Origin of the sequence: Hominilimicola fabiformis, assembly GCF_020687385.1 — a bacterium.
GTDB lineage: Bacteria > Bacillota > Clostridia > UBA1381 > UBA1381 > Hominilimicola > Hominilimicola fabiformis.
Genome location: NZ_JAJEQM010000003.1, coordinates 180,451 through 206,926, shown reverse-complemented (window position 1 = coordinate 206,926; position 26,476 = coordinate 180,451). Strand labels below are relative to the sequence as shown.

22 protein-coding genes are annotated in these 26,476 nt (G+C 39.4%); 9 read left to right on the top strand and 13 right to left on the bottom strand.

The window, feature by feature from the left end; genetic code table 11:
• The first annotated feature begins 7 nt into the window (after positions 1 to 7).
• The 3 genes from LKE05_RS03770 to LKE05_RS03760 all read left to right on the top strand — a co-directional run bounded on the left by LKE05_RS03770 (position 8) and on the right by LKE05_RS03760 (position 3,410).
• Positions 8 to 1,606 (top strand): xylulokinase, encoded by a 1,599-nt coding sequence (locus tag LKE05_RS03770; protein ID WP_308455962.1) that lies wholly within the window; start codon positions 8 to 10, stop codon positions 1,604 to 1,606.
• 241 nt (positions 1,607 to 1,847) lie between these two features.
• On the top strand, positions 1,848 to 2,540 hold the full coding sequence (locus LKE05_RS03765) for an L-ribulose-5-phosphate 4-epimerase (protein ID WP_022231115.1): 693 nt from the start codon (positions 1,848 to 1,850) through the stop codon (positions 2,538 to 2,540).
• 21 nt (positions 2,541 to 2,561) lie between these two features.
• A complete protein-coding gene (locus tag LKE05_RS03760; protein ID WP_022231114.1) occupies positions 2,562 to 3,410 on the top strand; it encodes a hypothetical protein in 849 nt (282 codons plus the stop codon).
• Positions 3,411 to 3,468: 58 nt separating this feature from the next.
• Here LKE05_RS03760 and LKE05_RS03755 read toward each other — a convergent pair whose 3' ends face one another.
• Positions 3,469 to 4,323, bottom strand: coding sequence for a M14 family metallopeptidase (locus LKE05_RS03755; RefSeq protein ID WP_308455961.1), 855 nt, complete (start codon positions 4,321 to 4,323; stop codon positions 3,469 to 3,471).
• A gap of 161 nt (positions 4,324 to 4,484) precedes the next feature.
• Here LKE05_RS03755 and LKE05_RS03750 point away from each other — a divergent pair, with 161 nt between their 5' ends.
• A complete protein-coding gene (locus LKE05_RS03750; protein ID WP_308455960.1) occupies positions 4,485 to 5,321 on the top strand; it encodes a pyridoxamine kinase in 837 nt (278 codons plus the stop codon).
• 124 nt (positions 5,322 to 5,445) lie between these two features.
• Positions 5,446 to 6,168 (top strand): stalk domain-containing protein, encoded by a 723-nt coding sequence (locus LKE05_RS03745; protein ID WP_308455959.1) that lies wholly within the window; start codon positions 5,446 to 5,448, stop codon positions 6,166 to 6,168.
• A gap of 23 nt (positions 6,169 to 6,191) precedes the next feature.
• On the opposite strand, the gene LKE05_RS03740 is transcribed toward LKE05_RS03745, so the two are convergent.
• The 6 genes from LKE05_RS03740 to polA form a co-directional block, all read right to left on the bottom strand.
• Complete coding sequence (locus LKE05_RS03740) at positions 6,192 to 6,602, bottom strand: Fur family transcriptional regulator (protein ID WP_117968687.1); 411 nt, start codon at positions 6,600 to 6,602, stop codon at positions 6,192 to 6,194.
• Positions 6,603 to 6,606: 4 nt separating this feature from the next.
• Positions 6,607 to 7,413, bottom strand: a complete 807-nt coding sequence (locus LKE05_RS03735; protein WP_308455958.1) for a metal ABC transporter permease — start codon at positions 7,411 to 7,413, stop codon at positions 6,607 to 6,609.
• Positions 7,406 to 8,146 (bottom strand): metal ABC transporter ATP-binding protein, encoded by a 741-nt coding sequence (locus LKE05_RS03730; protein ID WP_147514155.1) that lies wholly within the window; start codon positions 8,144 to 8,146, stop codon positions 7,406 to 7,408. Before LKE05_RS03730 ends, LKE05_RS03735 begins: the two co-directional genes overlap by 8 nt.
• Positions 8,147 to 8,153: 7 nt before the next feature.
• Complete coding sequence (locus LKE05_RS03725; RefSeq protein ID WP_022231108.1) at positions 8,154 to 8,816, bottom strand: YoaK family protein; 663 nt, start codon at positions 8,814 to 8,816, stop codon at positions 8,154 to 8,156.
• A gap of 1 nt (position 8,817) precedes the next feature.
• A complete protein-coding gene (locus LKE05_RS03720; RefSeq protein WP_308455957.1) occupies positions 8,818 to 9,666 on the bottom strand; it encodes a metal ABC transporter substrate-binding protein in 849 nt (282 codons plus the stop codon).
• Between the two features lie 193 nt (positions 9,667 to 9,859).
• Complete coding sequence (gene polA, locus LKE05_RS03715) at positions 9,860 to 12,460, bottom strand: DNA polymerase I (protein ID WP_308455956.1); 2,601 nt, start codon at positions 12,458 to 12,460, stop codon at positions 9,860 to 9,862.
• A 260-nt stretch (positions 12,461 to 12,720) separates the two neighbouring features.
• Between polA and LKE05_RS03710 the strand changes: the two genes are divergently transcribed.
• Positions 12,721 to 13,962 (top strand): S1C family serine protease, encoded by a 1,242-nt coding sequence (locus LKE05_RS03710; protein WP_022231105.1) that lies wholly within the window; start codon positions 12,721 to 12,723, stop codon positions 13,960 to 13,962.
• 551 nt (positions 13,963 to 14,513) lie between these two features.
• On the opposite strand, the gene LKE05_RS03705 is transcribed toward LKE05_RS03710, so the two are convergent.
• The gene (locus LKE05_RS03705) at positions 14,514 to 14,948 is read right to left on the bottom strand and encodes a DUF1893 domain-containing protein (RefSeq protein WP_308455955.1); all 435 of its coding nucleotides are present in this window, start codon (positions 14,946 to 14,948) and stop codon (positions 14,514 to 14,516) included.
• Positions 14,908 to 15,474, bottom strand: a complete 567-nt coding sequence (locus LKE05_RS03700) for an ECF transporter S component (protein ID WP_022231103.1) — start codon at positions 15,472 to 15,474, stop codon at positions 14,908 to 14,910. Before LKE05_RS03700 ends, LKE05_RS03705 begins: the two co-directional genes overlap by 41 nt.
• Positions 15,475 to 15,632: 158 nt before the next feature.
• On the opposite strand from LKE05_RS03700, the gene LKE05_RS03695 reads away from it, so the two are divergent.
• Positions 15,633 to 18,863, top strand: coding sequence for a family 78 glycoside hydrolase catalytic domain (locus LKE05_RS03695; RefSeq protein WP_308455954.1), 3,231 nt, complete (start codon positions 15,633 to 15,635; stop codon positions 18,861 to 18,863).
• Between the two features lie 128 nt (positions 18,864 to 18,991).
• Here the strand turns inward: LKE05_RS03695 and LKE05_RS03690 are convergent, their stop codons facing one another.
• Positions 18,992 to 19,684, bottom strand: a complete 693-nt coding sequence (locus LKE05_RS03690; protein WP_308455953.1) for a DUF3298 and DUF4163 domain-containing protein — start codon at positions 19,682 to 19,684, stop codon at positions 18,992 to 18,994.
• A gap of 14 nt (positions 19,685 to 19,698) precedes the next feature.
• Positions 19,699 to 21,177, bottom strand: a complete 1,479-nt coding sequence (spoIVA, locus tag LKE05_RS03685; protein WP_308455952.1) for a stage IV sporulation protein A — start codon at positions 21,175 to 21,177, stop codon at positions 19,699 to 19,701.
• A gap of 193 nt (positions 21,178 to 21,370) precedes the next feature.
• Here spoIVA and LKE05_RS03680 point away from each other — a divergent pair, with 193 nt between their 5' ends.
• Complete coding sequence (locus LKE05_RS03680; protein WP_308455951.1) at positions 21,371 to 24,223, top strand: EAL domain-containing protein; 2,853 nt, start codon at positions 21,371 to 21,373, stop codon at positions 24,221 to 24,223.
• 95 nt (positions 24,224 to 24,318) lie between these two features.
• Positions 24,319 to 25,530, top strand: a complete 1,212-nt coding sequence (locus LKE05_RS03675; protein WP_308455950.1) for an NADP-dependent isocitrate dehydrogenase — start codon at positions 24,319 to 24,321, stop codon at positions 25,528 to 25,530.
• Between the two features lie 42 nt (positions 25,531 to 25,572).
• Here LKE05_RS03675 and LKE05_RS03670 read toward each other — a convergent pair whose 3' ends face one another.
• Both LKE05_RS03670 and rplQ read right to left on the bottom strand, forming a co-directional pair.
• On the bottom strand, positions 25,573 to 25,878 hold the full coding sequence (locus LKE05_RS03670) for a hypothetical protein (RefSeq protein WP_308455949.1): 306 nt from the start codon (positions 25,876 to 25,878) through the stop codon (positions 25,573 to 25,575).
• Between the two features lie 244 nt (positions 25,879 to 26,122).
• Positions 26,123 to 26,467, bottom strand: a complete 345-nt coding sequence (rplQ, locus tag LKE05_RS03665; RefSeq protein ID WP_022231098.1) for a 50S ribosomal protein L17 — start codon at positions 26,465 to 26,467, stop codon at positions 26,123 to 26,125.
• Positions 26,468 to 26,476: the final 9 nt, after the last annotated feature.

The following is a 26,476-nucleotide window of genomic DNA, read 5'->3' as shown; positions in this document are numbered from 1 at the left end:
GAAAATTATGGAGCAGATTAAAAACGCAATTCAAAACGGCAAAACCGTACTCGGTATTGAGCTTGGCTCAACTCGTATAAAGGCAGTTTTGATTGACGAAAATAACAATCCTATTGCGTCCGGCAGTTACGAATGGGAAAACCGTTTGGAAAACGGTATTTGGACATACAGTCTTGAGGACGTTTGGACAGGTATTCAGACAAGCTACAAAAATATGGCTGACGACGTTAAAAATCAATACGGCGAAGAACTTACAAAAATCGGTGCAATAGGCTTCAGTGCTATGATGCACGGCTATATGGCATTTGACGAAAACAAGGAGCTTTTAGTTCCGTTCCGTACTTGGAGAAACAGCATAACAGGCAAAGCCGCCGCAGAACTTACAAGTCTTTTTGACTTCAATATTCCTGAAAGATGGAGCATTGCTCATCTTTATCAAGCGATTTTAAACGGAGAAGAACATATTTCAAAAATCAAGTATCTTACAACACTTGCCGGATATGTTCATTGGAAACTTACAGGTGAATTTGTACTCGGTATCGGCGAGGCGTCGGGTATGTTCCCTATCGACAGTGCATCAAAAGATTATAATAAGGGTATGATTGAGAAATTCGATAAGTTGATTTCAAATAAAAATCTTCCTTATACAATTTCAGACTTACTTCCAAAAGTGCTTGTTGCAGGAGAAAATGCCGGTACACTTTCAGAAGAGGGTGCAAAACTTCTTGACACAACAGGCAAACTCGGTGCAGGTATTCCGCTATGCCCTCCGGAGGGTGACGCCAGTACGGGTATGACCGCAACAAACAGCATTACAAAACGTACAGGAAACGTTTCAGCCGGTACGTCCGTATTTGCTATGGTTGTACTTGAAAAACCACTTTCAAAGGCTTATCCCGAAATTGATATAGTTACAACACCGGTCGGTGACGACGTTGCAATGGTACACGTAAACAACTGTACATCTGACCTTAATGCTTGGGTAAATATATTCAGAGAATATTCAGCCGAACTCGGTATTGAAATAAGTACGGAAAAGCTATACGGCACACTTTACAGAAAAGCTCTTGAAGGTGACGCAGACTGCGGAGGACTTCTTTCTTACGGATATTTCTCGGGCGAAAACATTACAGGTCTTGAAGAAGGCCGTCAGCTTTTCGTTCGTACACCGGACAGTAAGTTTAACCTTGCAAATATGATGAGAACTCACCTTTATTCCGCACTCGGAACATTAAAACTCGGTATGGATATTCTTCTTGACAAGGAAAATGTCAAGCTTGACAGAATGTTCGGTCACGGCGGATTGTTTAAAACAAAGGACGTTGGTCAGAAGTTTATGGCTGCCGCTATAAATACACCTGTTTCACTTATGGAAACAGCCGGTGAAGGCGGTGCGTGGGGTATCGCATTGCTTGCGTCATATATGCTTGCAAAATCAGAAAACGAAACACTTACCGATTTCCTTAACAACAAAGTATTCTCACAAAGTGAATCATACACACTTGAGCCGACAGACGAGGACGTTAAAGGATTTAACGAATTTGCTGTACGTTACAAGAACGGTCTGCCTATCGAAAAAGCGGCAGTTGAATATTTAAAATATTAGAGCCTGTCGACAAAATGTCGACAGCTCCAAAAATCACATCTTGCGATGTAATTTTTGAGTATTTTCAAAGAAAAAATCATAAAGTTCCTCCAAAGTCGAAACTTTAGATTTTAAGCCATTTCTGCCGCACATGTCGTCAGAAATGATTTTTAATGAGGTTGTACCTCATACTTCCAAGAATAAAGTAGACAAAACCATTACGGTTTTGTCTACAATATACTAATAAAAGGAGATATATAATATGTTAGAAGAATTAAAGCAAAGAGTTTACGAGGCTAATATGCAGTTACCAAAGCATGGACTTGTTACATTCACTTGGGGTAACGTAAGTGAAATTGACAGAGAAACAGGCTATTTTGCAATCAAGCCGTCGGGCGTTGATTACGATAAGCTAAAGCCTGAAGATATGGTTATTATGGACCTTGACGGTAACAAAATCGAAGGTAAATATAACCCATCATCAGACACAGCGACTCATATTGAGCTTTACAAAGCATTCCCTAATATCGGCGGTATCGTACATACACACTCACCTTGGGCAACAAGCTGGGCACAATCGGGACGCGGTATTCCTTGCTACGGTACAACTCACGCTGACTATATGTACGGCGAAATTCCATGCGTAAGAAATCTTACAAAGGAAGAAATCGACGAGGCATACGAAAAAAATACAGGCGTACTTATCGTTGACTTCTTCAAAGACAAAGATTACGTTGCAATGCCTGCCGTACTATGTAAAAATCACGGTCCTTTCACTTGGGGCAAAGACGGTATGGAGGCTGTTCACAATGCAGTCGTACTTGAAGAAGTTGCAAAAATGGCGGCGCGTACCGAAATGATTAATCCGAAAGTTCAAGAGGCACCTCAAGAATTAAAGGATAAACACTATTACAGAAAACACGGCGCAAACGCATATTACGGTCAAAACAATTAATTTTTTAAGGAGGTTTTTATTATGATTATAAGTAATATCTACAAAAGAGCTTTTAACGTATTGTCAAAAATGCCGTTTAAGCTATGGGGGCTTTCACTTTTGAGTTCACTTTTAACTATACTCGTTCTTGTATTCGGCGTATTACCGATAGTTATTGTGCCTGTTATAGCGGTTCTTTCCGCAGGTATGGCGGCAGTTTATCTTGACGGTTTCAACGGTAAGGAAGTTTATTCCGACCAGCTTTTCAAAGGTTTTAAAGATTTTTGGAGAACTGCCGGCGGTATGTGTTGGAAAAAGCTATGGATTTTCATTTGGTTCTTAGTTCCGATTGCAGGTCCGTTTATCGCTATTTCAAAGTATTATGCGTATTCATTCACACCGTATATACTTAATGAAGAAAAATCGGTAAACGCAACTGCGGCACTCAGAAAATCAATGCAGGATACAAACGGTTACAAACTTCAAATGTTCTGTGCCGAATTTATCCCTAACTTGCTGATTTATGCTGTTATGGCTATACTTGCATTGCTTTCAAAGATTCCGTTTGTCGGTATATTGTTTGCGGTTATCACAGTCATAGTTCAGCTTGTATATACATTGTTTGCACCGTTGTTCTTCGGTCTTGTACACGCAGGTTTCTATGAATATGCAAAGACTCCGGTAAAGTCAACAACATATTCGGCACCACAGGCACCTCAAACACCACAGGCACAATCAGCACCGGTTCAAACACCGGTTCAACCACAAACAACCGAACAAGCCGCTCCGACAGAAAATGACACACCTAAGCCGATTACTTGTCCCGTTTGCGACTCTGTAAACGCACCGAATACTCATTTCTGCTATAAGTGCGGTTCAAAATTAGACTAAAAATAATACGACAATTTATTGTCCTCTGAAAATGAGCTGTTTTTTCAACAGCTCATTTTTAGTTATATGCACATTCATGCATGGCACATAAAGCAATTTTGGCATTTTCATCATACACTTCATCAAGCATACTCATCGGCAAAGGGTTTTGTCCCGTACCTATTTCCACCGTAAATCCCTCTTTTCCGAACTCCTTTATAAACCAATCCTTACAACCGCCGTATGACGCCGTACCTGTCGGAATACACACCGCATATCCGCTTTCCTCCGCCATTTTCTTTGCAATCTCAACCGAATTTTCGCCTGTCATACCGTCAAAGTCATAATATATCTCACGGCCTTGACTGTGAAATGCCAACAACATATCAAACTGCTCTTTTCTCACAAATTCCGTAATTGCCCTTGTTTCGGGCTCGGACTCCGCATATTCACCGCCGTATTTTGACGGTGACGGTTTATCGACAACCATCTGCCACTTTGCGTCAAAATTATGGTTTATATCAACTCCCCTCGAATTTGCCTGCCAAACATGATTAAAACTATGTATTCCAACCATACTGATTAAGTGCCTGTGATATTCGTTAGTAATATCAAGACCGTTAAGTGCGATATCTACGCCGTCAGGGTTGACCATAGGTACAACGTAAACCGTAATATCCGAATACAGCCTTTTTATGTCATACCCGAAATATTCCGTTTCCGTCATCAGCTTTACGGTGTAATTTGACACAAATTTTATCAAAAAAGCCGCCGTAAGATATTCAAGTCCGTGATACGCACCGCTTAAAAGCAGTTTTTTCTTTCCCTTTCCGATTTTCAAACACGGAATATCTTTCTGCATAACACTCTTTCCTATCGAAAATCTTTCTATAATGTTATAATTGTCCGTAAGCATTTCTATGTCTTTCAACATTCTCCCATAGTCATAACACAATTTTTCTCGCCTCCCAATATTTATTTATGTATATTAAATTATGTACATTCGGACAACTTTATGATGATTTTATTGACATTAACAATGAAATGTTATAAAATATCTAAAGTCGTTTATAAACGAAGGAATGGAGTTTTAGAATGAAAAGAATTGTGTCAATACAAGATATTTCGTGTTTCGGTAAATGTTCGCTTACCGTTGCGCTTCCTATAATTTCCGCAATGGGTATAGAAGCTTGTCCCGTACCTACGGCGGTACTTTCAACGCATACAGGCGGATTTACAGGCTATACATATCGCGATTTAACGAACGATATTCCGTCTATCGCAGACCATTGGAAAAGCCTTGATTTAAAATTTGACGCAGTTGCAACAGGTTATTTAGGCTCATTTGAGCAGATAAAAATAGTTTCGGACTTTTTCGATAAATTCAAGACCGATGACAACCTTATAATCGTTGATCCCGTAATGGGTGACAAGGGGCATTTTTATGCCGGATTCACCGAAGATTTTGCTTTGGAAATGAAAAAACTTTGTTCAAAAGCCGACGTAATCGTGCCTAACCTTACCGAAGCGGCACAGCTGCTTGACGAGGACTATATCGACAGCGGATATGACGAAAAATATATAAAAAATCTGCTTATACGTCTTTCAAATCTCGGTTCAAAAATTGTCGTTCTTACAGGTGTAAGTTTTGACGATAATTCACAGGGCGTTATGTCCTACAACAGAGAAACAGGCGAATTTTCATCGTACTTTAACGAAAATATTCCCGGTTACTTCCACAGTACAGGCGATATTTTTTCAAGCACCTTGTGCGGTGCATTGGTTAAAGGGTTTGATATGGGTAAGGCGGTTAGGATAGCCGTTGACTTTACGGTTGACTGTATCAAGCACACTTTAGGGAGCGAAAAAGAGCATTGGTACGCGGTTAAATTCGAGGAATGTATCCCCGATTTAATCGAAATGATAAAATAAAGCAATATAATAGGGACACTAAAATTTAGTGTCCCCTTTATTATATACTCATTTACACTTGTAATTAGCTATATTTGTATGTTATACTGATATTAACAAATATATTTTGAAAGGGAGTTTTTATATGAAAAAGGATTTTGTAAAAGGAATTGCGGTCGGCTGTGCATTGTCAATGGCAATCGGTGGTGCGTCCGCGCTTGCCGATACGTACAGAAAATTTCTTGAAGTGGCTTACACTGACATCAAAGTTGTCGTAAATGGAAAGCCGACAACACCGCGTGACAGTGACGGCACCCCTGTTAAGCCGTTTATCTCTAGCGGCACGACCTATCTGCCCGTAAGATCCATTTCAAACGCTCTGGGACAAAACGTTGATTGGGACAGTGACACAAGCACTATATATATCGGCGATAAATTAGAAACAGACAAAGTTAATATGGCAGAAATCGAGCCAGTTGAAGGTACCCATATTTTAAACAGTTCAAGTGCTACATTTCCCCTTAGACAAGTTACAATTGTTCCTGATAACCGTTTTGCTCCTTATAGTAGTACTTTATTTATTCTTGACGGCAAATATTCTTCTTTAGAAGGCTTATTTGCCGTACCTGATCGTGATAATGATGATGACATAAATGCTGTACAATTCATAAATGAAGATACCGATGAGGTGCTTGCAACAGTTTCAAATAAAAGACTCGAAAAAGCCGTAGATGTTAAAGTAAATCTTATAGGTGTTGATAAGCTTCGAGTTAAAGCCGGTCGTATTTCAGATGATAACAACTTTGAGTTTGGTTATAACGGTGGCTATTTATACAATCTCTACTTAACACCAATAACTCAAAAATAATTCAACCAAAAAGGGCACTGAAATCAGCGTCCTTTTGTATTCAATTTCTTTTGACATTTATCACAATAGCCGTATATTTCAAGTTTATGTCCCGTTACCGTAAAATTATCTATATGCGGTGAATGTACGGGGCATATATCGACGTAACGCATTTCCTTACAGCCAAGACATATTGCATAATGACGGTGTTCGCCGTTTATGAGTTCATAATAAAACTTATCACTGTCTTGAATTGTATGCTTACTAACTATACCCTTTTCACACAGCTTTTCCGCAATTCTGTAAACGGTCGAAAGCGACATTCCGTCAACCTTGTCATATATATTTTCAACCGTAAGAGGTGCGTCTGCGTCCGACAGTACCTGCATAACGCTTATACGCTGTTTTGTACATTTTAAACCTACTTTTGAAAGTATGCTGTTTATATCCTCCATACTCTCACCTTCTCCTTTTACTTGTACAAGCTATTATTACAATCAAGAATACAACACCCAAAAGCACAATCGTACCTCCCGGTCTGAGGTCAAGATAGTACGATATGAATAGTCCGGCAACAGTGAAAAATTCCGCAAACGCGATTGACCACCATATTGTCTGCTTATAGCTTTTCGCAATCATCATTGCCGCCGCAACAGGTATAACAAGAAGTGACGAAATCATAAGCGCGCCGACAATTCTTGACGCAACCGAAACCGTAACCGCCGTTAATAACATAAGTACAAGATTAATACCGCCGACAGGCACTCCCGCAAGCTTTGCCGCCTCTTCGTCAAACGTAACGAAGAACAATTCTTTATACAATAATATTGAAGTTATAATAACCGCTATGCCGAGTCCAATCGTTAAGTACAATTCAAAATCGGTTATTGCAACTATCGAGCCGAACAAAAAGCTGTTTATGTTGGTTGAGCCGTTGGTTATAAATCCCGACAACACCGCCGTAAGACCGATACCCGCCGACATAACAACCACCGTTGCAATTTCCGAATATTTGCCGAATGATTTTCTGAAAACCTCTATTCCGATAACCGCAAAAATCGAAAACATCACCGCACCCAAAATCGGATTAATTCCGAGCAAAAGTCCGAATGCGATACCTGCCAGCGCCGAATGTGACGTTGCGTCACCTATCGCCGAAAGTCTTTTAAGTACAATCGAAACGCCTATACACGGTGCAATCACCGCAATTATTGCCGCAACTACAAATGCTCTTTGCATAAATGCGTACTGAAAAATATTATCCATGATGATGCACCCTCTTTCCTGCAAATATTTCGTTTATCTGTTGCATTGTAAGGTCGTTTCGGCTTACAAATTCTCCGTTGCCGTGTTCGCAGAATATTAAAAGTTTGTCCGATACTCTGACAAGTTCCGGAGTATCGTGGTTTGTCATAATAATCGTCATTCCCTGTTTGTTGAGTTCGCTTATTATGTCCATAATCTGTCTTACCGACTTCGCATCAACTCCGACTGTCGGCTCGTCCATAAGCAACAGTTCAGGCTCTGAAATCAACGCTCTTGCAATAAATATCCTCTGTTGCTGACCACCCGACAAATTACCGATCAGTCGGTTTTCGTATCCCGACATTCCCACTTTTTCAAGCACTGTACTTAGTTTTTCGTAATCCTCTTTTCTGTAGCGTTTAAAAAGTCCGCGTCTGCTGTACAGATTTGCCATTACAACCTCTTTAACCGTTGCAGGGAAATCGCTGTTAAACGAATTTGCTTTTTGAGAAACATAACCGATTTTATAATTTTCTTTAAACTTCGATAAATCTTCTCCGAAAAGTGTTATTTTACCCTTGTTGTACGGCAAAATTTTTAAAATTATTTTTATCAGTGTACTTTTTCCCGCACCGTTTGCACCGATTATACCGAGAAAATCACCCTTATGTAATGTAAAATTCACATCACGCAATACAGATGTATCGGAATAATCAAAATACAAATTTTCAATTTTTAAAATTTCCTGTTCCATATTATCCTCAATCTTCCTTATTAATAAGCATAATCGAAAACGCCGTTATCAGCAATATACTGCTTACCAAAATAGCCTTTTCGCTGAATAATCTGACAGATACGTTACCCATAATCGCACCTATCGTAAATATTGCAATTATGCCGAAAAACAAAAATCCTTTTTCCATTGCGGGTTTGTCTTTTGTAAACCAATAATCACATATCGATTGCGTTGCCATACGCAAGTTACCTATGCACATTGTAGTCGCCATACCGTTGCCCTGTATCTTTCTGAAACTTTCAACCTGTGCACCGCACGCAAGCGATGTAAGACTGTTTGCAAGCAAATTCAGTTCCTGCGGTATAAACATTACGCCGAATAATATCACTGCCTCGCAAAATACAATTATCTGTCGCCAGTGAACGTGTTTTCTGTTTGTAAACTTTCTTCTCACAAATTCTGCCGCCGCAATACCAATCGCAAATGCCAAAACAGGACACACATATTGGAGTGCCTTGCTCCAATGCCCCATTGACAAATTAACACCGAACAAAAGTATGTTACCCGTCTGCGCATTTGCAAAAACTTCACCTCTGCAAAGATAACTGTATGCGTCCATAAATCCACCGGACAATGTGAGCAGTATCATAATCGGAAGTGATTCTGAAATCTGTTTTGATGCTTTCATTTTAAATCCCCTTCTTTAGTTCCTCAAGATTTGCTTTCATAACCGTTACATAGTCACGACTTTCGCTGTCACCCTCAAAAGTATAAAGCGGAAGTGCCTGAATATCAGCCTCATTCGCAACCGCCTGTGCCATTTTGTCACCCTCAAGCGGATCATAGAAAATACAGCTTATGCCCTCGCTCTTTATTTGGTCAACCACCTTTGCCATTTGTGACGGTGACGGATCACTGTCACCTGTAACCCCCTCAAGCGCAACTTGTTTCATACCGTAATCGTTGCAAAGATAGCTGTACGCACCGTGTGTTACAAATATCGTCTTACCGTCAAGTTCGGCATTTTTGTACTCGGTGTCTACCTCATCAATTTGAGTTAGATAACTGTCAAGTCTGTTTATATAGTTCTGTGCATTTTTGCTGTCCACCTCTGACAACACGTTGCATATTGCCTGCATTTGCAATTTTGCATTCTGCGGACTAAGCCAAATATGCGGATCGTTTCCGTCTGTCGGTATCTGTTCCGATGTGCATATAACTTTTACGTTCTGCGGAAGTGTTTCGATTATTTTGTCCGCCCAGCTTTCCATTCCGACGCCGTTATATATAAATATGTCAGCCTCCGAAAGTTTCGCCATATCAGACGCAGTCGGCTCAAAATCGTGCGGCTCTGTTCCTGTCGGTACTATGTTTGTTAGATCTATATCGTCACCTCCGATTGTTTTCGTAAAGTCATACATTGCATAAAATGATGTGTATACCTTTGGTTTGCCGCTGTTTTCAGCGTTTTTTTGACACGATGTCAATGCCAAAACAAGTATAAGCATTAGTGGTATCAGCTTTATAATTTTTTTCATATTTTTATTTCCTTTCGTTGTTGTTTTGATGTAATAATCGCACATACGGGACGTCGTGGGTGTCGTCCCCTACGAATTTATCTATTATCTATACTTGCCACCCCTCAGTCGTTTCACGACAGCTCCCCTCAAGTGGCGCCTTTTATGCCTCTCCTTGAGGAGAGGTGGCACGCAGTGACGGAGTGGTGGCAAACTATTTCGCGTCATACCAGCTATGTCCTGTTGACATATCCACTTTAAGAGGAACATTAAGTTCCATTGCACTCTGCATTTCTTCGCTCAAAATTTGTTTAACCTTATCCACTTCGTCCTTATGTGCCTCAACGATAAGTTCGTCATGTACCTGCAATATAAGCTTTGACTTCAATCCCTCATTTATAAGTCTATTATCAACTCTCACCATTGCAAGCTTTATAATATCCGCCGCCGTACCTTGTATCGGTGTATTCAGTGCAACACGTTCGCCGAACTGACGTATATTATAATTCGGTGACTTCAATTCAGGGATATAACGTATTCTGTTAAGCATAGTTTTAACATAGCCGTCCTTTTTCGCCTGTTCCTTTATGCTCTCCATATAATTTCTTACGCCGTGATACTTTTCAAGATAGCTTTCAATATATGCCTTAGCCTCTTTAACCGATATATGCAAATCCTGTGCCAGTGAAAATTCACCTATGCCGTACACAATACCGAAGTTTACCGCCTTTGCACTTGAACGCTGTTCCTTTGTAACATCCTCAAGCGGTATACCAAGCACCTGTGATGCGGTAACTGCGTGAATATCCTCATTATTTCTAAACGCATTTATCATTGTTTCATCATTTGCGATATGCGCAAGCACTCTAAGCTCAATCTGTGAATAGTCTGCATCCACAAGTACATAACCCTCTTTCGCAACAAACATTTTCCTGATTTCTCTGCCAAGCTCCGTACGAGTCGGAATGTTCTGCAAATTCGGTTCTGTTGATGAAAGTCTGCCGGTAACGGTCACTGTCTGCGTAAACACTGAATGTATGCGGTGCGTATTCGGATTTACAACAGCCCGCAAACCGTCACAATATGTGCTTTTCAGCTTTGCAAGCTGACGGTATTCCATAATAAAATTAACTATAGGGTGCTTATCTCTGAGCTTTTCAAGCACATCTGCATTTGTCGCATATCCGGTCTTTGTTTTCTTTACAGGCTTTAATTCAAGTTTTTCAAAAAGAATTACACCAAGCTGTTTCGGTGAATTAATATTAAATTCTTCACCTGCAAGCATATATATTTCATTTGTAAGCGCATCAATCTTTTCACCGAGTTTATCGGCAAATTCCTTTAATTGATTGTCGTCTACAAGAAATCCGTTTATTTCAAGGTGTGCAAGCACCGTAACAAGTGGCAGTTCAACCTCATGATACAGCTTTTCCTGTCCGTTTTCTTTTATCTTATCGCCTATACGCTCATTAAGCACACCAAGTGCAACTGCACATTTTGCAAGGTATTCGCTCCTGTCGGTTTCCACATCGTCAAGTAATGACAACTGCTTGACTTCAGGCTTTTCTATAACCGTGCCGAAATATTCGCTTGCTAATTTTTCTATTGTGTATTCATTTTTTGCAGGATCTACAAGGTATGCGGCGATTGCGGTATCATCTGATATATTTTTTATGTCAATTCTGCCGTTTAATTTAACGATAGCCTCTTTGACGTCAAACATAACCTTTGCTATGCTGTCATCTTCAAGCAACTCTTTTATATCGTCTTGCTCATTTAATACTACCGCATTATTCCCCGCTCCGACTGCCGCCGATGAAATATTATCACCGTCAAAGTCAAGCACAACGGTTACTTTATCACCGCTAATCATATTCTTATCCCCGACTTGATAAGAAAAATCTTTAAAAATATCCTCGTTTTCCTTTACATTATCCCCGCCTGACAAATCAAGCTTCTTTATAATACTGTTAAGTTCAAGTCGCTTTAATATTTCGTAAAGCTCTCCGTTGTTTTCAAAACCGTCAAATACACATTCCTCCGCATTAAATTCAATCGGTGTATTTCTGTTGATAGTCGCAAGCTCCTTTGACATAAACGCCATTTTCCTGCCGTCTTTCATCTTTTGGAGCATAGCACCCTTTAGACCTATGCCGTCAATATTTTCATATATATATTCAATGCTGTGATGTTTCTCAATAAGGCTCATAGCCGTTTTTTCGCCGACCCCCTTAACACCGGGAATGTTATCGGACGGATCGCCCATAAGTGCCTTTACGTCAATAAATTCAGTCGGTGTGACGCGGTACTTTTCCTTAACCGCCTTGTCATCATAAATAATCGTTTCATTATATCCCGACTTTGTAACCGTCAAAATGACCTTTGTTTTGTCACTCGCAAGCTGTAAATCGTCTTTATCGCCCGTTGCAATGAAACAGCTTATTTCACTTTCTTCACAAAGTCTTGCAACTGTTCCGATTATGTCATCAGCCTCGTAACCCTCTTTTTCAAGGATTGTCACGCCCATTGCACGAAGTACGTCCTTTGCAAGAGGCATTTGTGCGGCAAGTCCCTCGGGCATTGGCTTACGCTGTGCCTTGTATCCCTCGTACTGCTTATGACGAAATGTCGGTGCTTTCACGTCAAAAGCCGCACAAATATAATCCGGCTCCTGCTCCTTTATCAGTTTCAATAATATATTAAGAAAACCGTATATCGCATTTGTCGGAGTACCGTCCTTTGCGGACAAATAACGCACACCGTAAAACGCACGGTTTAAAATACTGTTTGAATCAAGTATAAGTAACTTCTTCATATAAAATCCTTTCTACTTTATAATATCTTTGCGTGTATATTTTGTTGCAAATAATTCGCATTTATACATATTCTAACCTTATTATCTCTATTTGTCAATACCTGTTCACACTTTGTTCATAAAATAAGTCATTTCTATTTACATTTAATTCATACCAGTGTCAAAAGTGTACTGTATCATATAACCATAGTCAAAGGAAAGCTATAAAGAGTATGAATTTAGATTGTTTTGATAATAATGATATAAGGAGGATGACGACCATGAAGAAATACCCTTATACAGAATCAACTGACTTGATTATTTACGACCAAAAGCCAAAGAAAGAGAAAAAACAAAAAGTATGGTTAACAGCTGTCTGTTCAGCTCTTGCTGCAAGCATATTTACAGCAGGTGTATTCGGAACAGGAATGTACTTTATGCAAAAGAATATGAACAACAACACTCAAAGTGCGGCAGTTGCAAGTGCAACAACACAATCGGATGATTCATCATCTTCGGATTCAGCTCAACTTGCAGCATACAAAAACGGTAAGAAAGTTCTTACAATTCCCGAAATTGCAGAACAAGTCGGACCAAGTGTTGTCGGTGTTATAAACAAGACTACAGTTCAACCGCAAAAATATTACGATCCGTTCAGCGGAAGATATTATTATTCAAGCGGCGACGGAAGCACAGACGGTCAAACCGTTGAACAAGGCAGCGGTTCGGGGATTATTTTCCAAGACGATGGTTACATTGTAACAAATCAGCACGTTATTGACGGTGCTTCGGAAATATCGGTAATACTTAATACAGGTGATGAATTCACCGCAAAACTTGTAGGTCAGGATACAAAAACAGACCTTGCGGTTTTGAAAATAGATCCGGGTTCAACAAAGCTTACAGCCGCAACACTCGGCGACTCGACAACAGTTCAAGTCGGTGAAACGGCAGTTGCAATCGGTAACCCGATGGGACAGGAATTTTCCGGTTCAGTTACGTCAGGTATAATCAGTGCCGTAAACAGAACAATGAATATAGATAACAGAACTTATAACCTATTGCAGACAGATGCCGCCATTAACTCAGGTAACTCGGGCGGTGCTTTAATAAACCAATACGGTGAGGTTATAGGTATTAACTCAGTTAAATTATCAACCACAGGCGTTGAAGGTATGGGATTTGCTATCGCAATATCAGAGGCAAAACCAATCATTGACGACTTGATGGCATCAGGATACGTGACAGGCAGACCGCTTGTCGGAATCGGTATCAAAGATACAGGCTACGGTTTGTTTATCGGAAGTGTTTCCGAGGGCAGCGGAGCGGCAGAGGCCGGACTTAAAGTCAACGATATGATTCTTGAAGTTGACGGTCAGAAGGTCTCATCTACCGAGGAGGTCAACGAAATCCGTGATAAGAAAAAAGCGGGCGATTATTTGACCTTTAAGATTTTAAGAGACGGTGAAACTATGGAAGTACAGGTTCGCTTGATGGAAGACTCGGCAGATAAAACTAAATAAGCTATCCAGTTTTAATTGATAGACTGTGTAAAAACAGTCGATACCATCCTTTTTTTCATATGCCCTTGCCTTCCCCAAAGGCAAGGGTCCCCCCAAAAGTTACAAATATCTTTGATATTTGTTTCATATATATATTACATCTTTTATAGTTGTGATAACTCCCCCATTTAAAACATTTACTCCCCCCAATATGTATATGTTTTTGACACCGCCGATACGGCGGTGTTTTTTTGTGCGTTTTTATATTTCGTAGGGGCGATCATCGGTCGCCGTTGCCTATTTTTCTATCACCACCCCTCAGTCGGTTTTGCCGACAGCTCCCCTCTATGGGAGCCTTACAAAATGCCTCTCCTTGAGGAGAGGTGGCACGCAGTGACGGAGTGGTGGCAAAAAAGGACGTCGTGGTGCCGTCCCTTTTCCCACACACACTAACTCATTAAGGGCGACCAATGGTCGCCCCTACGAAACACTTGCCGTATTGCAATACAAAACCACACAAAAAGGCGACCAACGGCCGCCCTACGAAATATTTATTATATAGCAAAAGGCGATCAATGACCGCCCTTTCTCATTTCAGCAATTTTCTTTTTCAGCACATCATATGCCGTATTTGGTTCATCTACTTCAAGCACTGCCTTTTCCATAGGACACATACCTGTTTTATCACGATTTATAATATACTCAACCAAATTACCGTAATATGTCTTAATCTTATATTTTTCAAAAACATCAAGTGCATGAGAGCTTATAATATCGGCATAAACCTCTTTTACCCCGCCTTTTACCATAAGTAAAGCCGCCGCTTTACCGACAACTTTATCGGCAACAAACGAATTTTTTATAACATCATTTCCACCGTCAAGAATTTCCAAAAGTGGTGCAACGCCGTGTTTCGTTGAAGTATAAACATCATTTTCGCCTACAATCACAATAGAAAAATTATTATTATGCAACTGTTCCTTTGCAGATTCTAAAATGTCTGTCAATGTAACCGCTCCTTTCAAGTGCATATACAACAGGCGGAATTATCAAAACTTGAATTATAATTCCAGGTACACCGCTGACTGTTGCGGTAACTGCCGCAATAGGTCCGCCACACTGTATACCCATAAGATTTACTGCAACAAACAATGAAATTGCATACACAATTCTACCGCAAAGCATTGCAGTTAAAAGTGAAATATATGTCCCCATTTTCTTCTTATTAAACTTAAATGTATTATACATCAAACCGCTTACCAATCCGTATACCGCAAGCTCAATCATCATAAACGGCAATCTGCCTACTGCCGGCATACCCGTCAAAACAGAGCTTATAATCGGTGAAAACAATCCTACAAAAAATCCAAACACAGGTCCTAAAACAAATCCTCCGAGTAATACAGGTATGTGCATAGGCAAAAATACTTGACCCGGTTGCGGTACTCCCGTTAAATGAAATGCCATAGGCAATACAAGTGCCAATGCGATAAGCAGTCCTCCGACCGTTATTTTCTTTACATTTTTCTTCATTCTAATCTCTCCCTTCTTTTAACTTGCATATTATATCAAATATTATATGCAATGTCAAAATACAAAGCAAAAAATAAACGATTTCAAGCAAAATTTTGAAACATTTTATATTGTGCTATGGTATAATGATATTAATAAAACAGACGGAGATTAGAATTATGATTATTTACGATATGAAAACAGAGGATTTAATAAATCCAATCGGAATTGATGAAAAGAAACCGCGATTTTCTTGGAAACTGCAATCGAAAATCAGCGGTACTGTTCAAACCGCTTACAGAATTATTGTTCGCTCCGACAATGATACGGTTTGGGACAGCGGTAAAGTTACGTCTGACCGCTCAATCTGCATTGAATACAACGGTCGATCTTTATCGGCTATGACAAAGTATTCTTGGCAAGTAATCGTATGGGACGAACAAGGCAATGAATACACAAGCGATACTGCCGATTTTGAAACAGGCTTAATGAATAATGAATTTAATGCCGATTGGATTGGCAGTCCGCAAGAAACCGTCAACACATATGCCGTTGATAACTATAAAATTTCTTGTACTTTCAAGTCGGACAATCTCGGCTTGGTTGCGAACGCAAGAAATAAAGATAACTATGTCCTATTTAACATCTGCAAAGACAGCGTTTCTGTTTACGAAATATCCGACAATGCTTGGAATGACAATGTTCCGTATAAAAAATTACTCGGTACATTTCATGTTACCGAACATTCCGACAGCCTTGAATTATCGGTAAACAAAACAAATGTACTTCTTTATCTGAACGGTCAAAAAGTAATTGATGAAGATATTCTTCCGAAAAATATCATAAATCAGCCACGCAAGACATTTTTAATGTCTGTCGGCTTTAATCAGCTAAACAGCGTTGCCGAAATCAGTCACTTAAAAATCGAAACAAACAATCTTGTTTTGCAAGAGGATAATTTTGAAAACGGCTTACTTTCAGCACTCGGCACATACGAAAACGGAAAACTCACAATCAACAACGCATTTGAAATTGTCAATCCCGTACCGTCTGTAAATCTCCGCAAACGTTTCAATATAGAAAAAACAATCAAATCGGCACGTCTTTATGCATCTGCGCAAGGTTTTTACAATGCCTGCATAAACGGCGAAAAAGTCAGTGACGATTTTTACAATCCCGGTTTTACCGACTACAGACTAAGAATTCAATACCAAACTTTTGACGTTACCGATATGCTTGCAGACGGTAAAAATGTCATAAGTGCAGTTCTTGGAAGAGGACATTATTCGGGCTTTTGCGGTTACAGCGGTGCTATGATATACGGCAAAGAGAGTTCATTTATTGCTATGCTGAATATTGTCTACACTGACGGAACAAGCGAGGTTATCAAAACAGACAGTTCGTGGGAGTTTACTGATAAAGCACCGATAAGCGACTGTGATTATTTTGACGGTGAAAGCTATGACGCAAGGCTTGAATACAATCCCCTTGCGGACGATAAACGCTGGGTTAAATGCGGTATCAAACAACAACCTAAAAAGCCTGTCCCGACAAACGGCACACTATCCGATACTGATTTTAAATTAACCGCCCAAAAGGGTAACACTGCAAAAATTATAAAAAACTTTGTCGGTAAATTCGTGTGTGAAAATCCGAAAAATCATTTCGTTTATGATGTCGGTCAAAATATGGTCGGAACAATAAAATTGAAAGTTAAAGGTCAATGCGGTCAGTCGATTAAAATTCGTTACGGCGAAATGACGCATAAAGACGGCTGTATTTATATAAAAAATCTGCGTTCCGCCGCAAATACCGATATTTATACACTTTGCGGACGTGATACGGAGGAGTTTATTCCTACTTTCACGTCACACGGTTTCAGATATGCGGAAATCAGCGGTAACGGTTGCGATATATCAAAAGATATGATTATCTCGGTTGACGGTCTTGCAATATCGAATATTGATATTGTTACAGGTGAATTTGAATGTTCAAATCCGCTTATTAACAGGCTTCAGCACAATATCCGTTGGGGTGAAATCGGCAATTTTCTGCTAATTCCTACTGATTGTCCGCAACGCAACGAGCGTATGGGTTGGACGGGTGATATGCAGGTTTTTGCAAAAACAGGTGCATATAATATGAACATAAAGTCGTTTATCGACAAATGGCTTGATGATTTGATTGACGCACAAACTATGTACAATAAAAACGGTGCTGTTCCCGATACCGCCCCTCTTGGCGGTGATAACCGCATTGACGGTTGCGGCGGTTGGGGCGACGCCGCAACGATTGTGCCGTGGGAAATGTATGAAACATACGGCGATATACGCATACTTAAAAAATGCTATGATATGATGAAAAAGTGGGTTGAATATCAAAGCAGCACTGACCGCCGTAATTACGGTGTACGAACGGTTGACGGCAAGGAAGTACCGGAACAATCCGACCTTGCGACAATTCCGTATATTCAAGTACAGCAATGCCGTGGCGACCACCTTACTTATGACAATTCCACGCCTTACATATATTCCGCAACGGCATATGCCGCACATTCTGCCGACATACTCCGCAGAACCGCGTACATTCTCGGCAAAACCGATGATGAAAAACGATATACTGAATTATTTGAAAATATAAAACGTGCATTCAATGATGCGTGGGTTAATGATGACGGCTCTGTTTCGTATTACGGCGAAGTGAGTTCACAGACCGCACATTGCGGCGAATCGGTCGCACTTGATGGAAGTGTTACGCGATATACATATTATGCCGAAAACACTCCGCACTGTCCGAGTCAAACAGCATATGCACTTGCAGTTGACTTTGACCTTATCCCCAAAGACAAGCTTAAAAATACAAGAAAATATTTCAAAAACTCAATATTGAGAAACAACGGCAAACTTACAGTCGGCTTTCTCGGTATATCACATCTTGCACCTGCACTTTCAAAAGTCGGTCTTGATGATGTTGCTTTTAAGTTGCTTGAGCAGGAAGACAATCCGTCTTGGCTTTACAGTGTCAAAAACGGTGCTACAACCATATGGGAGCGTTGGAATTCGTATATTGCCGAAACAGGCACTTTCGGCGATGTTTCAATGAATTCGTTTAACCATTATTCTTACGGTGCGATAGGTCAATGGTTCTTTACCGATATACTTGGTATTCGTCCCGTTGAATTTGGGTATAAATCATTTATGCTTTCACCGAAATTCGGAGGCGGTTTGACTTATGCCAAAGGCAGTTTTACGTCACCTTACGGTAAAATCAGTTCTGCATGGAAATTGCATGACGGTAAATTTACGTATGATTGCACCGTTCCGACTAATACAACCGCAACTTTGAAATTGCCTAACGGTGATATTCATACACTTGTAGGCGGTAGTTATCATTTTGAAATTAATGTGTAAGGTTGCCAACACTCCGTCACTTCGTGACACCTCTCCTCAAGGAGAGACTTTCCATATTGCTCCCCTTGAGGGGAGCTGTCGCAAACGCGACTGTGGGGTGGCAAAAAAAGAGCGGCCGACGGTCGCCCCTAATCAATCAGTCGTCTATATTCCTCTTTCATATACCCGGACAAATCTTCCAAATCAAGTCTAAATTCCACGAATCCACGAGCATAGTATGACAAATCATACGGTTGAAAGAATATAACCAAATCATCATCTTGAATATAAAAATCCGTCTGATGTTCCTGTTTTATTTCAGGCTTTGCCCACAAATCCTTATATTCTTCCGAATGTTTTTCCATTTCTTCATTAATCATTCTGTTAAGCGTACTGACATACCCATCATCAGCAAACAAATCCGCAAGTTTCACTTCCTTTTCACCAGACACATCTATATTTACGGGAATATGCACCGTTGTACCTCTTGCACCGCCGGTATAAATATATTTTTCTTCAACCACACTGATAAAATCATTTTTATTATAAGTTTCCTCCCAACCTATCTCCATAACGCACTTATTCCCCATTTGCAAATTATCCTTACATTCCTGTGCTTTGGAATCAAAAGCAACAAGGTCACTGTCTATGGACTGTTGTATCTGTGCGTTGATATTTTTTTCAAGCTCACTGTTTTTCATACCGCTGAATTTAACTGTTTCGGCATACACCGTTGAAAAATCGGTTTCATATTCCTTTATACTGCTTTCTGTGCGGATACGTTTCATATCGCACCCGCACAAACAAAGAATCACGAAGATTACAGCTATTATACGTTTCATTATCAAGCCCCTTATTACAGAATTATACAAATCAAGCCGTTACTTCCGTCATTAATAATCCTCTGCAAAGTTTCTTTTAATTTCATTCTTGCCGATTCAGGCATTCTTGAAAGTTTATTATGAAGTCCCTCATTTACAAGCTCATAAAGCGACTTACCGAATATATTCGACTGCCAAATTTTTGTCGGATCTGTTTCAAATTCCGACAGCAGATAATGCACAAGTTCCTCCGACTGTTTTTCAGTACCGACAATCGGACTTACTTCCGTTTCAATATCCGCACGAATCATATGTATAGACGGTGCGGACGCTTTAAGTTTAACACCGAATCTACCGCCTTGTTTAACGATTTTCGGTTCGTCAAGAGTCAATTCTTCTGTTGACGGTGACACAATTCCGTAACCCTTTTCCATCACCTCGTGAAGTGCAAATGACACCTTATCATACTGTGCTTTCATCTGTGCCAGCTCCGACATAAGCGTCATAAGCTGATGTTCGCCGTCAATTTCAAAGCCGGACATTTCACCAAGCACACGATAGAAAAGCTCCTGCGGAAGTTCCATACACAGCTTAACCGTACCGTCACCCAAATCCATACCCTCGATATACGAACGCTGAACAAAACCGCACTCACCCATACCGTCCGACAATGCACGCACATCGCGAATACGGTTTACGTCCTCAATTTTTTCGATTATCGCACCGTATATCTCTTTTTTCAGCCAATGCTCACTGTCAAGTTCTTCAATCCAATCTGGAATTTTAATATTAATTTCTTTAAGCGGAAATTCAAACAACACCGTTTCAATAATATTATGTATATCCGTTGCATTAAGTTCTTCACAATTCACCGCCACAACAGGTACACCGTGTTTTGCCTCAAGTTCAGCCTTTAAATTCTGTGTGCTCTGCGAATTAGGCGCTACCGAATTTAACAGCACGATAAACGGCTTATTAATCGCTTTTAATTCATTTATAACTCTGTTTTCGGCGTCAACATAATCGTTTCTGTCAATCTCCGTAATCGTACCGTCAGTCGTAACAACAAGACCGATAGTCGAATGTTCGCAAATAACTTTTTTCGTACCTATTTCCGCCGCCTCATTAAAAGCAATCGGGTGGTCAAACCACGGGGTTGTAACCATTCTCGGCTCGTTATCCTCCACATACCCAAGCGAACTGTCCACGATATAGCCGACGCAGTCAATCATTCTCACTTTTAAATGTGCATTATCACCCAGGGATATTTCCACCGCCTCATTCGGTATGAACTTCGGCTCTGTCGTCATAATCGTTCTGCCGCCGGCGGACTGTGGCAATTCATCTCGTGTTCTCTCTGCCTGATACACATTTTCTATATTAGGTATTACAAGCAAATCCATAAACTTTTTTATAAATGTAGATTTACCTGTTCTGACCGGTCCGACTACACCTATATAAACATCTCCTTGACTCCTCTGTGCTATATCACTGTAAATATTGTATTCTTCCACTTTTTGTTTCCTCCTTTTGTCCAAAATATATGTTATATGTATATGCACGATAACTTATAATATGTATACCAAATATAAAGCAGATACCCCTTAAAGGTTTTGTCTGCAATATTTTTTTAATTTTTTGTTTGAACATTTGGACAATGTGGTATATAATATATGAGAGAGAGGATTTAAACAAAGGGGAATTTGAATGAAAAACATAAAAGCAATTATTTTAATGCTTTTAACATCTGTTATTTGCTTTACTTCTTTTTCGGTATATGCTGAAACGAATACGCTAAAAGCCGGTATTCTTAATGATTACAGCTTTGACGGCAACAGTATCAGTGAATATGCCGAAGATAGTGTAAATACTATTTTAGATACAACTGCAAGTACAAATTTTATAGCTAACGAAATAAACTTCGATGACACAACTTTTAATAAAGGTATTTCCGACCTTCAAAACGGAAATATAGATTTTTTATGTATGGTTCCTGTGAGTGATGCCTTTTTGGCGTATGTTGACTATACATCATCACCTATCGCAACAGGCTTTTTAGGACTTTATACCACTGATTACAAGCAATTATATTTTGAAGAATTTGATATATTCAATCAAATTAAAATCGGTTTACTTAAAAATTCGTATATAGAAAAAATTCTTTCCGATTTTTCGGCTGCAAATAATTTTACATACATCCCTGTTTATTACGATACTGTGGACGATATGTTAAATGCCGTGAAAAACAATTCAATCGACGCAATTTTTACACCTACAACAAACAATCCCGACGGATTAAAATTAATAGCCAAAGGCGGCAAATTGGACTACTACTGTGCCGTAAGAAAAGATAATACCAATCTTCTTACAAAGCTAAACAGCGCTATAAATCAATACAAAATACAAAATCCGTTCTATCTGTCAATGGAATATACAAAGCTGTTTAAACGCCCTTACAGCAACTCAATAGGCTACACGAAAGAAGAGCAGACAGCAAAGGAAAATCACCCTAAACTTCGCATACTTGCGCCCGACAACAATTATCCGTCATCATATTATGACAAGGACACGGGCGAATATAACGGTATATACGAAGATATTATCAAAAAAGTTGCCGACAATGCCGGTTTTGAAATTGAATTTATCTCATACGATCAATCCGAAATGTCAATGAACGGAATTGTTATGGGTAAAGCCGACATAATTCTTACGGTTTCAGGTTCAAAACAAGGTCTTACCACTGCAACACTGCCTTATACAAAGGTTTCATACTTGCCGTTAGTGAAAAAAGACACGAACATTTTTGAGGACAGTGAAATTCACGTCGGCATATTGGCAGACGATTCGTGGATTACAGATTATCTTGACGACAAATACAAACAATGGTCTGTCGAAAAATATTCATCCATTGACTCACTTTTAACGGCAGTCGAAAACAACACTGTTTCAGCTGTACTTGTTTCGTTGACAGATTTACAGACTAAAACGAGTTTGATTGCACATCCTAAGCTTTCAATATTGCAAGACTTTGACGTTGAAGTTCCCGCAAGTCTTGGTGTTTCCAACCTTACCTGCAATCAGCATATCGTAAGCCTTTTGAACAAGACAATCCAAAATGTAACACTTACAAATTCGGAACTTGAAAGGAAAGTCTACACATTAAATCATATATATGTTCCGACTGTAAAAGATATGTTGAAAACAAACAAGCAATGGATATTTATAATATTGCTTGTTATAATCGCGATAATCGTATTCATAAAATGGCGTGAATATTATTACAAAAAACTTCTGCATACGGACACACTTACGCAAATTCCGAATAAGCAGTATTTTATGAAAACGGCTGAAAAAATATTGGATAACAACAGCGATAAATCATACTTACTCACATCGCTTGACGTAAGAAACTTCAAACTTATAAACGAACGTTTCGGTCACATAGTCGGCGACCAGACGCTTATGAACATTGCTAAGAATATAAAATCAAAATTCCACAAAAACGGACTTTACGCACGTTCGCAAAGTGACAGTTTCTTAATTCTCGTTGAGGACACTTCACAAAACCGCGAACTTTTAAAGAGCCTTGTGGACTTGGATATTTCAATACATAACACAACAAATTATAAAGTACCGCTAAAAATCGGTGTTTGCCCTATTCCGCGTTACAATCCCGCTTTGAGCCTGTCACTTTACATTGACAGAGCAAATATTGCCAAAAAGTACCCATCAGCGCGAAATACAAATTATATCTGCTATTTCACGGACGATATGAACAAAAAACTTAATATGAAAAATATGATTGAAAGTGAAATGGTCCGTGCATTGAGCAAGGGTGAATTTGTCGTTTACTATCAGCCGAAATACGAGCTTGCAAATGATACAATCATCGGTGCGGAGGCGCTTGTGCGTTGGAATCACAAGGAAAAGGGCATTATTTCACCGGGCGTATTTATCCCTGTTTTTGAGCGCAACGGCTTTATTGTTGACCTTGATTTCTATGTATATGAACAGGTTTTGAAAATGCAAAAACATCGCCTTGATATGGGTAAAAAGGTTATTCCTATTTCAATGAACGTTTCAAGATGTCACCTTTCGGATACGAATTTTGTTGACAAGCTTGAGGCGGTTGTCGCAAAGTACAAAGTGCCTAAGCAGTATATTGAAATGGAAATTACAGAAAGTATATTCAGTCAAGAGGACAGCTCGGCAATCGCACTTATATACAATTTGAAAGAACACGGTTTTACAATATCAATGGACGACTTCGGAAGTGGTTACTCATCGCTTAACCTGCTTAGAAAAGTGCAGATTGATACACTTAAAATTGACAAGGTATTTATCGACAGTACTGAAGATGTTCAGCGAAGTCAAGTTATTGTTGAGGAAATTATTAATATGGCATCAAAAATTCACGTTAAAACAATCTGCGAGGGTGTCGAAACACAAAGTCAACGTGATTTCTTAAAAAATGCAGGCTGTAATATGGTTCAGGGTTATTTCTATTCTAAACCATTGCCGTATGAGGATTTTTCCGATTTACTTAATTCGTCAAAATGAACATTGACATAATTAAATATATATGCTAAGATAATAAACAGCAAGGGGGCTTTTTACAGTCCCTTTTTATCTATAATAAAAAGGAGTATAAGAAAATGGCAAAAATTCAGATGAAAACACCGCTTGTCGAAATGGACGGCGACGAAATGACAAGAATCATATGGAAGATGATTAAGGATATTCTTCTTACACCTTACATAGACTTAAAAACTGAATACTATGATTTGGGGCTTGAACGCAGAAACGAAACTAACGACCAAGTTACAGTTGACAGCGCGAATGCAACAAAGAAATACGGTGTTGCGGTTAAGTGTGCGACAATCACACCTAACGCTGCAAGAATGACAGAATATGACCTAAAGGAAATGTGGAAATCTCCTAACGGTACTATCCGTGCCATGCTTGACGGTACAGTTTTCAGAACACCTATTCTTGTTAAGGGTATCACTCCTTACATTCCGACTTGGACAAAACCTATAACAATCGCACGTCACGCATACGGCGATATTTATAAGAACGTCGAAATGCAGGTTAAAGCCGGCAGTAAAGCTGAGCTTGTTTGCACAGACAAGGACGGAAAAGAAACTCGTGAGTTGATTTACGATTTCAGCAACGAGGACGGTATTATTCAAGGTGTTCATAACAGAGATGAATCTATTGCCAGCTTTGCAAAAGCATGTTTCAACTATGCTCTTGATATGAAGAAAGATATTTGGTTTGCAACAAAGGACACAATTTCAAAGAAATATGACCATCGTTTCAAGGATATATTCCAAGAAATCTATGATAACGAATATAAAGAAAAGTTTGAGGCAGCCGGTATCGAATACTTCTATACATTGATTGATGACGCGGTTGCAAGAGTTATCCGTTCAAACGGCGGATATATTTGGGCTTGTAAGAACTATGACGGTGACGTTATGTCGGATATGGTTGCGACAGCTTACGGCTCACTTGCTATGATGACATCAGTACTTGTATCACCTGACGGTGTTTATGAGTATGAAGCTGCTCACGGTACTGTTCAAAGACATTACTACAAGCATTTAAAGGGCGAAAAAACTTCAACAAACTCTGTTGCAACATTGTTTGCTTGGACAGGCGCACTTCGTAAGAGAGGCGAAATGGACGGCCTTGACGACCTAATCAAGTTTGCTGATAATCTTGAAAAAGCTACAATCCAAACAATCGAAGAAGGCGTTATGACAGGCGACCTTGCCGCTCTTTCAACTCTTGAAAATAAGCAAAAGGTTGATACGGAAGAATTCTTACTTGCAGTAAACGAAAGATTGCAAAAGTTAATGTAATTTAAGACAAACAAAAACGACTGTTTTGAAACAGTCGTTTTTTTATATCTTTATGTAACCTAACTTTACTAACATATTCATACAATCAACCACAGCGGCAAAATATACGGTACGTAATCTTACATTATCAATACCCTGTATGTTTTCAAAAAAATACTGTATACGCTCCTCATATCCTTCAGGTATACCTTTTCCGCCGTCATAATAATGGTGAAACATATCCGAAAGAGTTGCACTGAGTTTGTTAAATACCTTGTTATATTTACTGTCGTTGCCCTCAAGATGTAACATTGCCACTTCAATACGCTCGTCAAAAAATTGGTCATTAAATCCAAAAATCTCTTCCATAATACAAACCTCCATAAAAAAAGTGCGTGGCAAAACCACGCACTAAAAACGCAGCTTTGCTTGTATTCTTGCGACAGAAATTACACCAAATCAGTATATATCAAAGAAAGCTTACGTTTTTTACTAACGTAAACTGATTTGGTATTAAATATTCATTTCTATCGCAAAATTATTATATCACACTTTTCTATTTTTGTAAACACAAAAAAGACGGTTCATACGAACCGTCTTAATATACAATTAATTAGTCTACAAGCTCAAGAATTGCCATAGGTGCACTGTCACCGCGACGAGGACCTGTTTGGTAAATTCTTGTGTAACCGCCGTTTCTGTCAGCGTACTTAGGAGCTATTTCAGAGAAAACCTTTGTTACAACGTCTTCTTTTGTGATAAACTCCAATGCCTGACGACGAGAATGTAGTGTATTTGTCTTACCAAGAGTAATCATTTTCTCTGCCATGCTCTGAGTTTCTTTCGCTCTTGTTAAAGTAGTTTCAATTCTGCCATTTTCCAAGAAGCTTGTTACAAGGTTACGCAACATAGCTTTTCTTTGGTCTGTTGGGCGATTTAACTTTCTTGTTCCCGGCATTACTGTTAC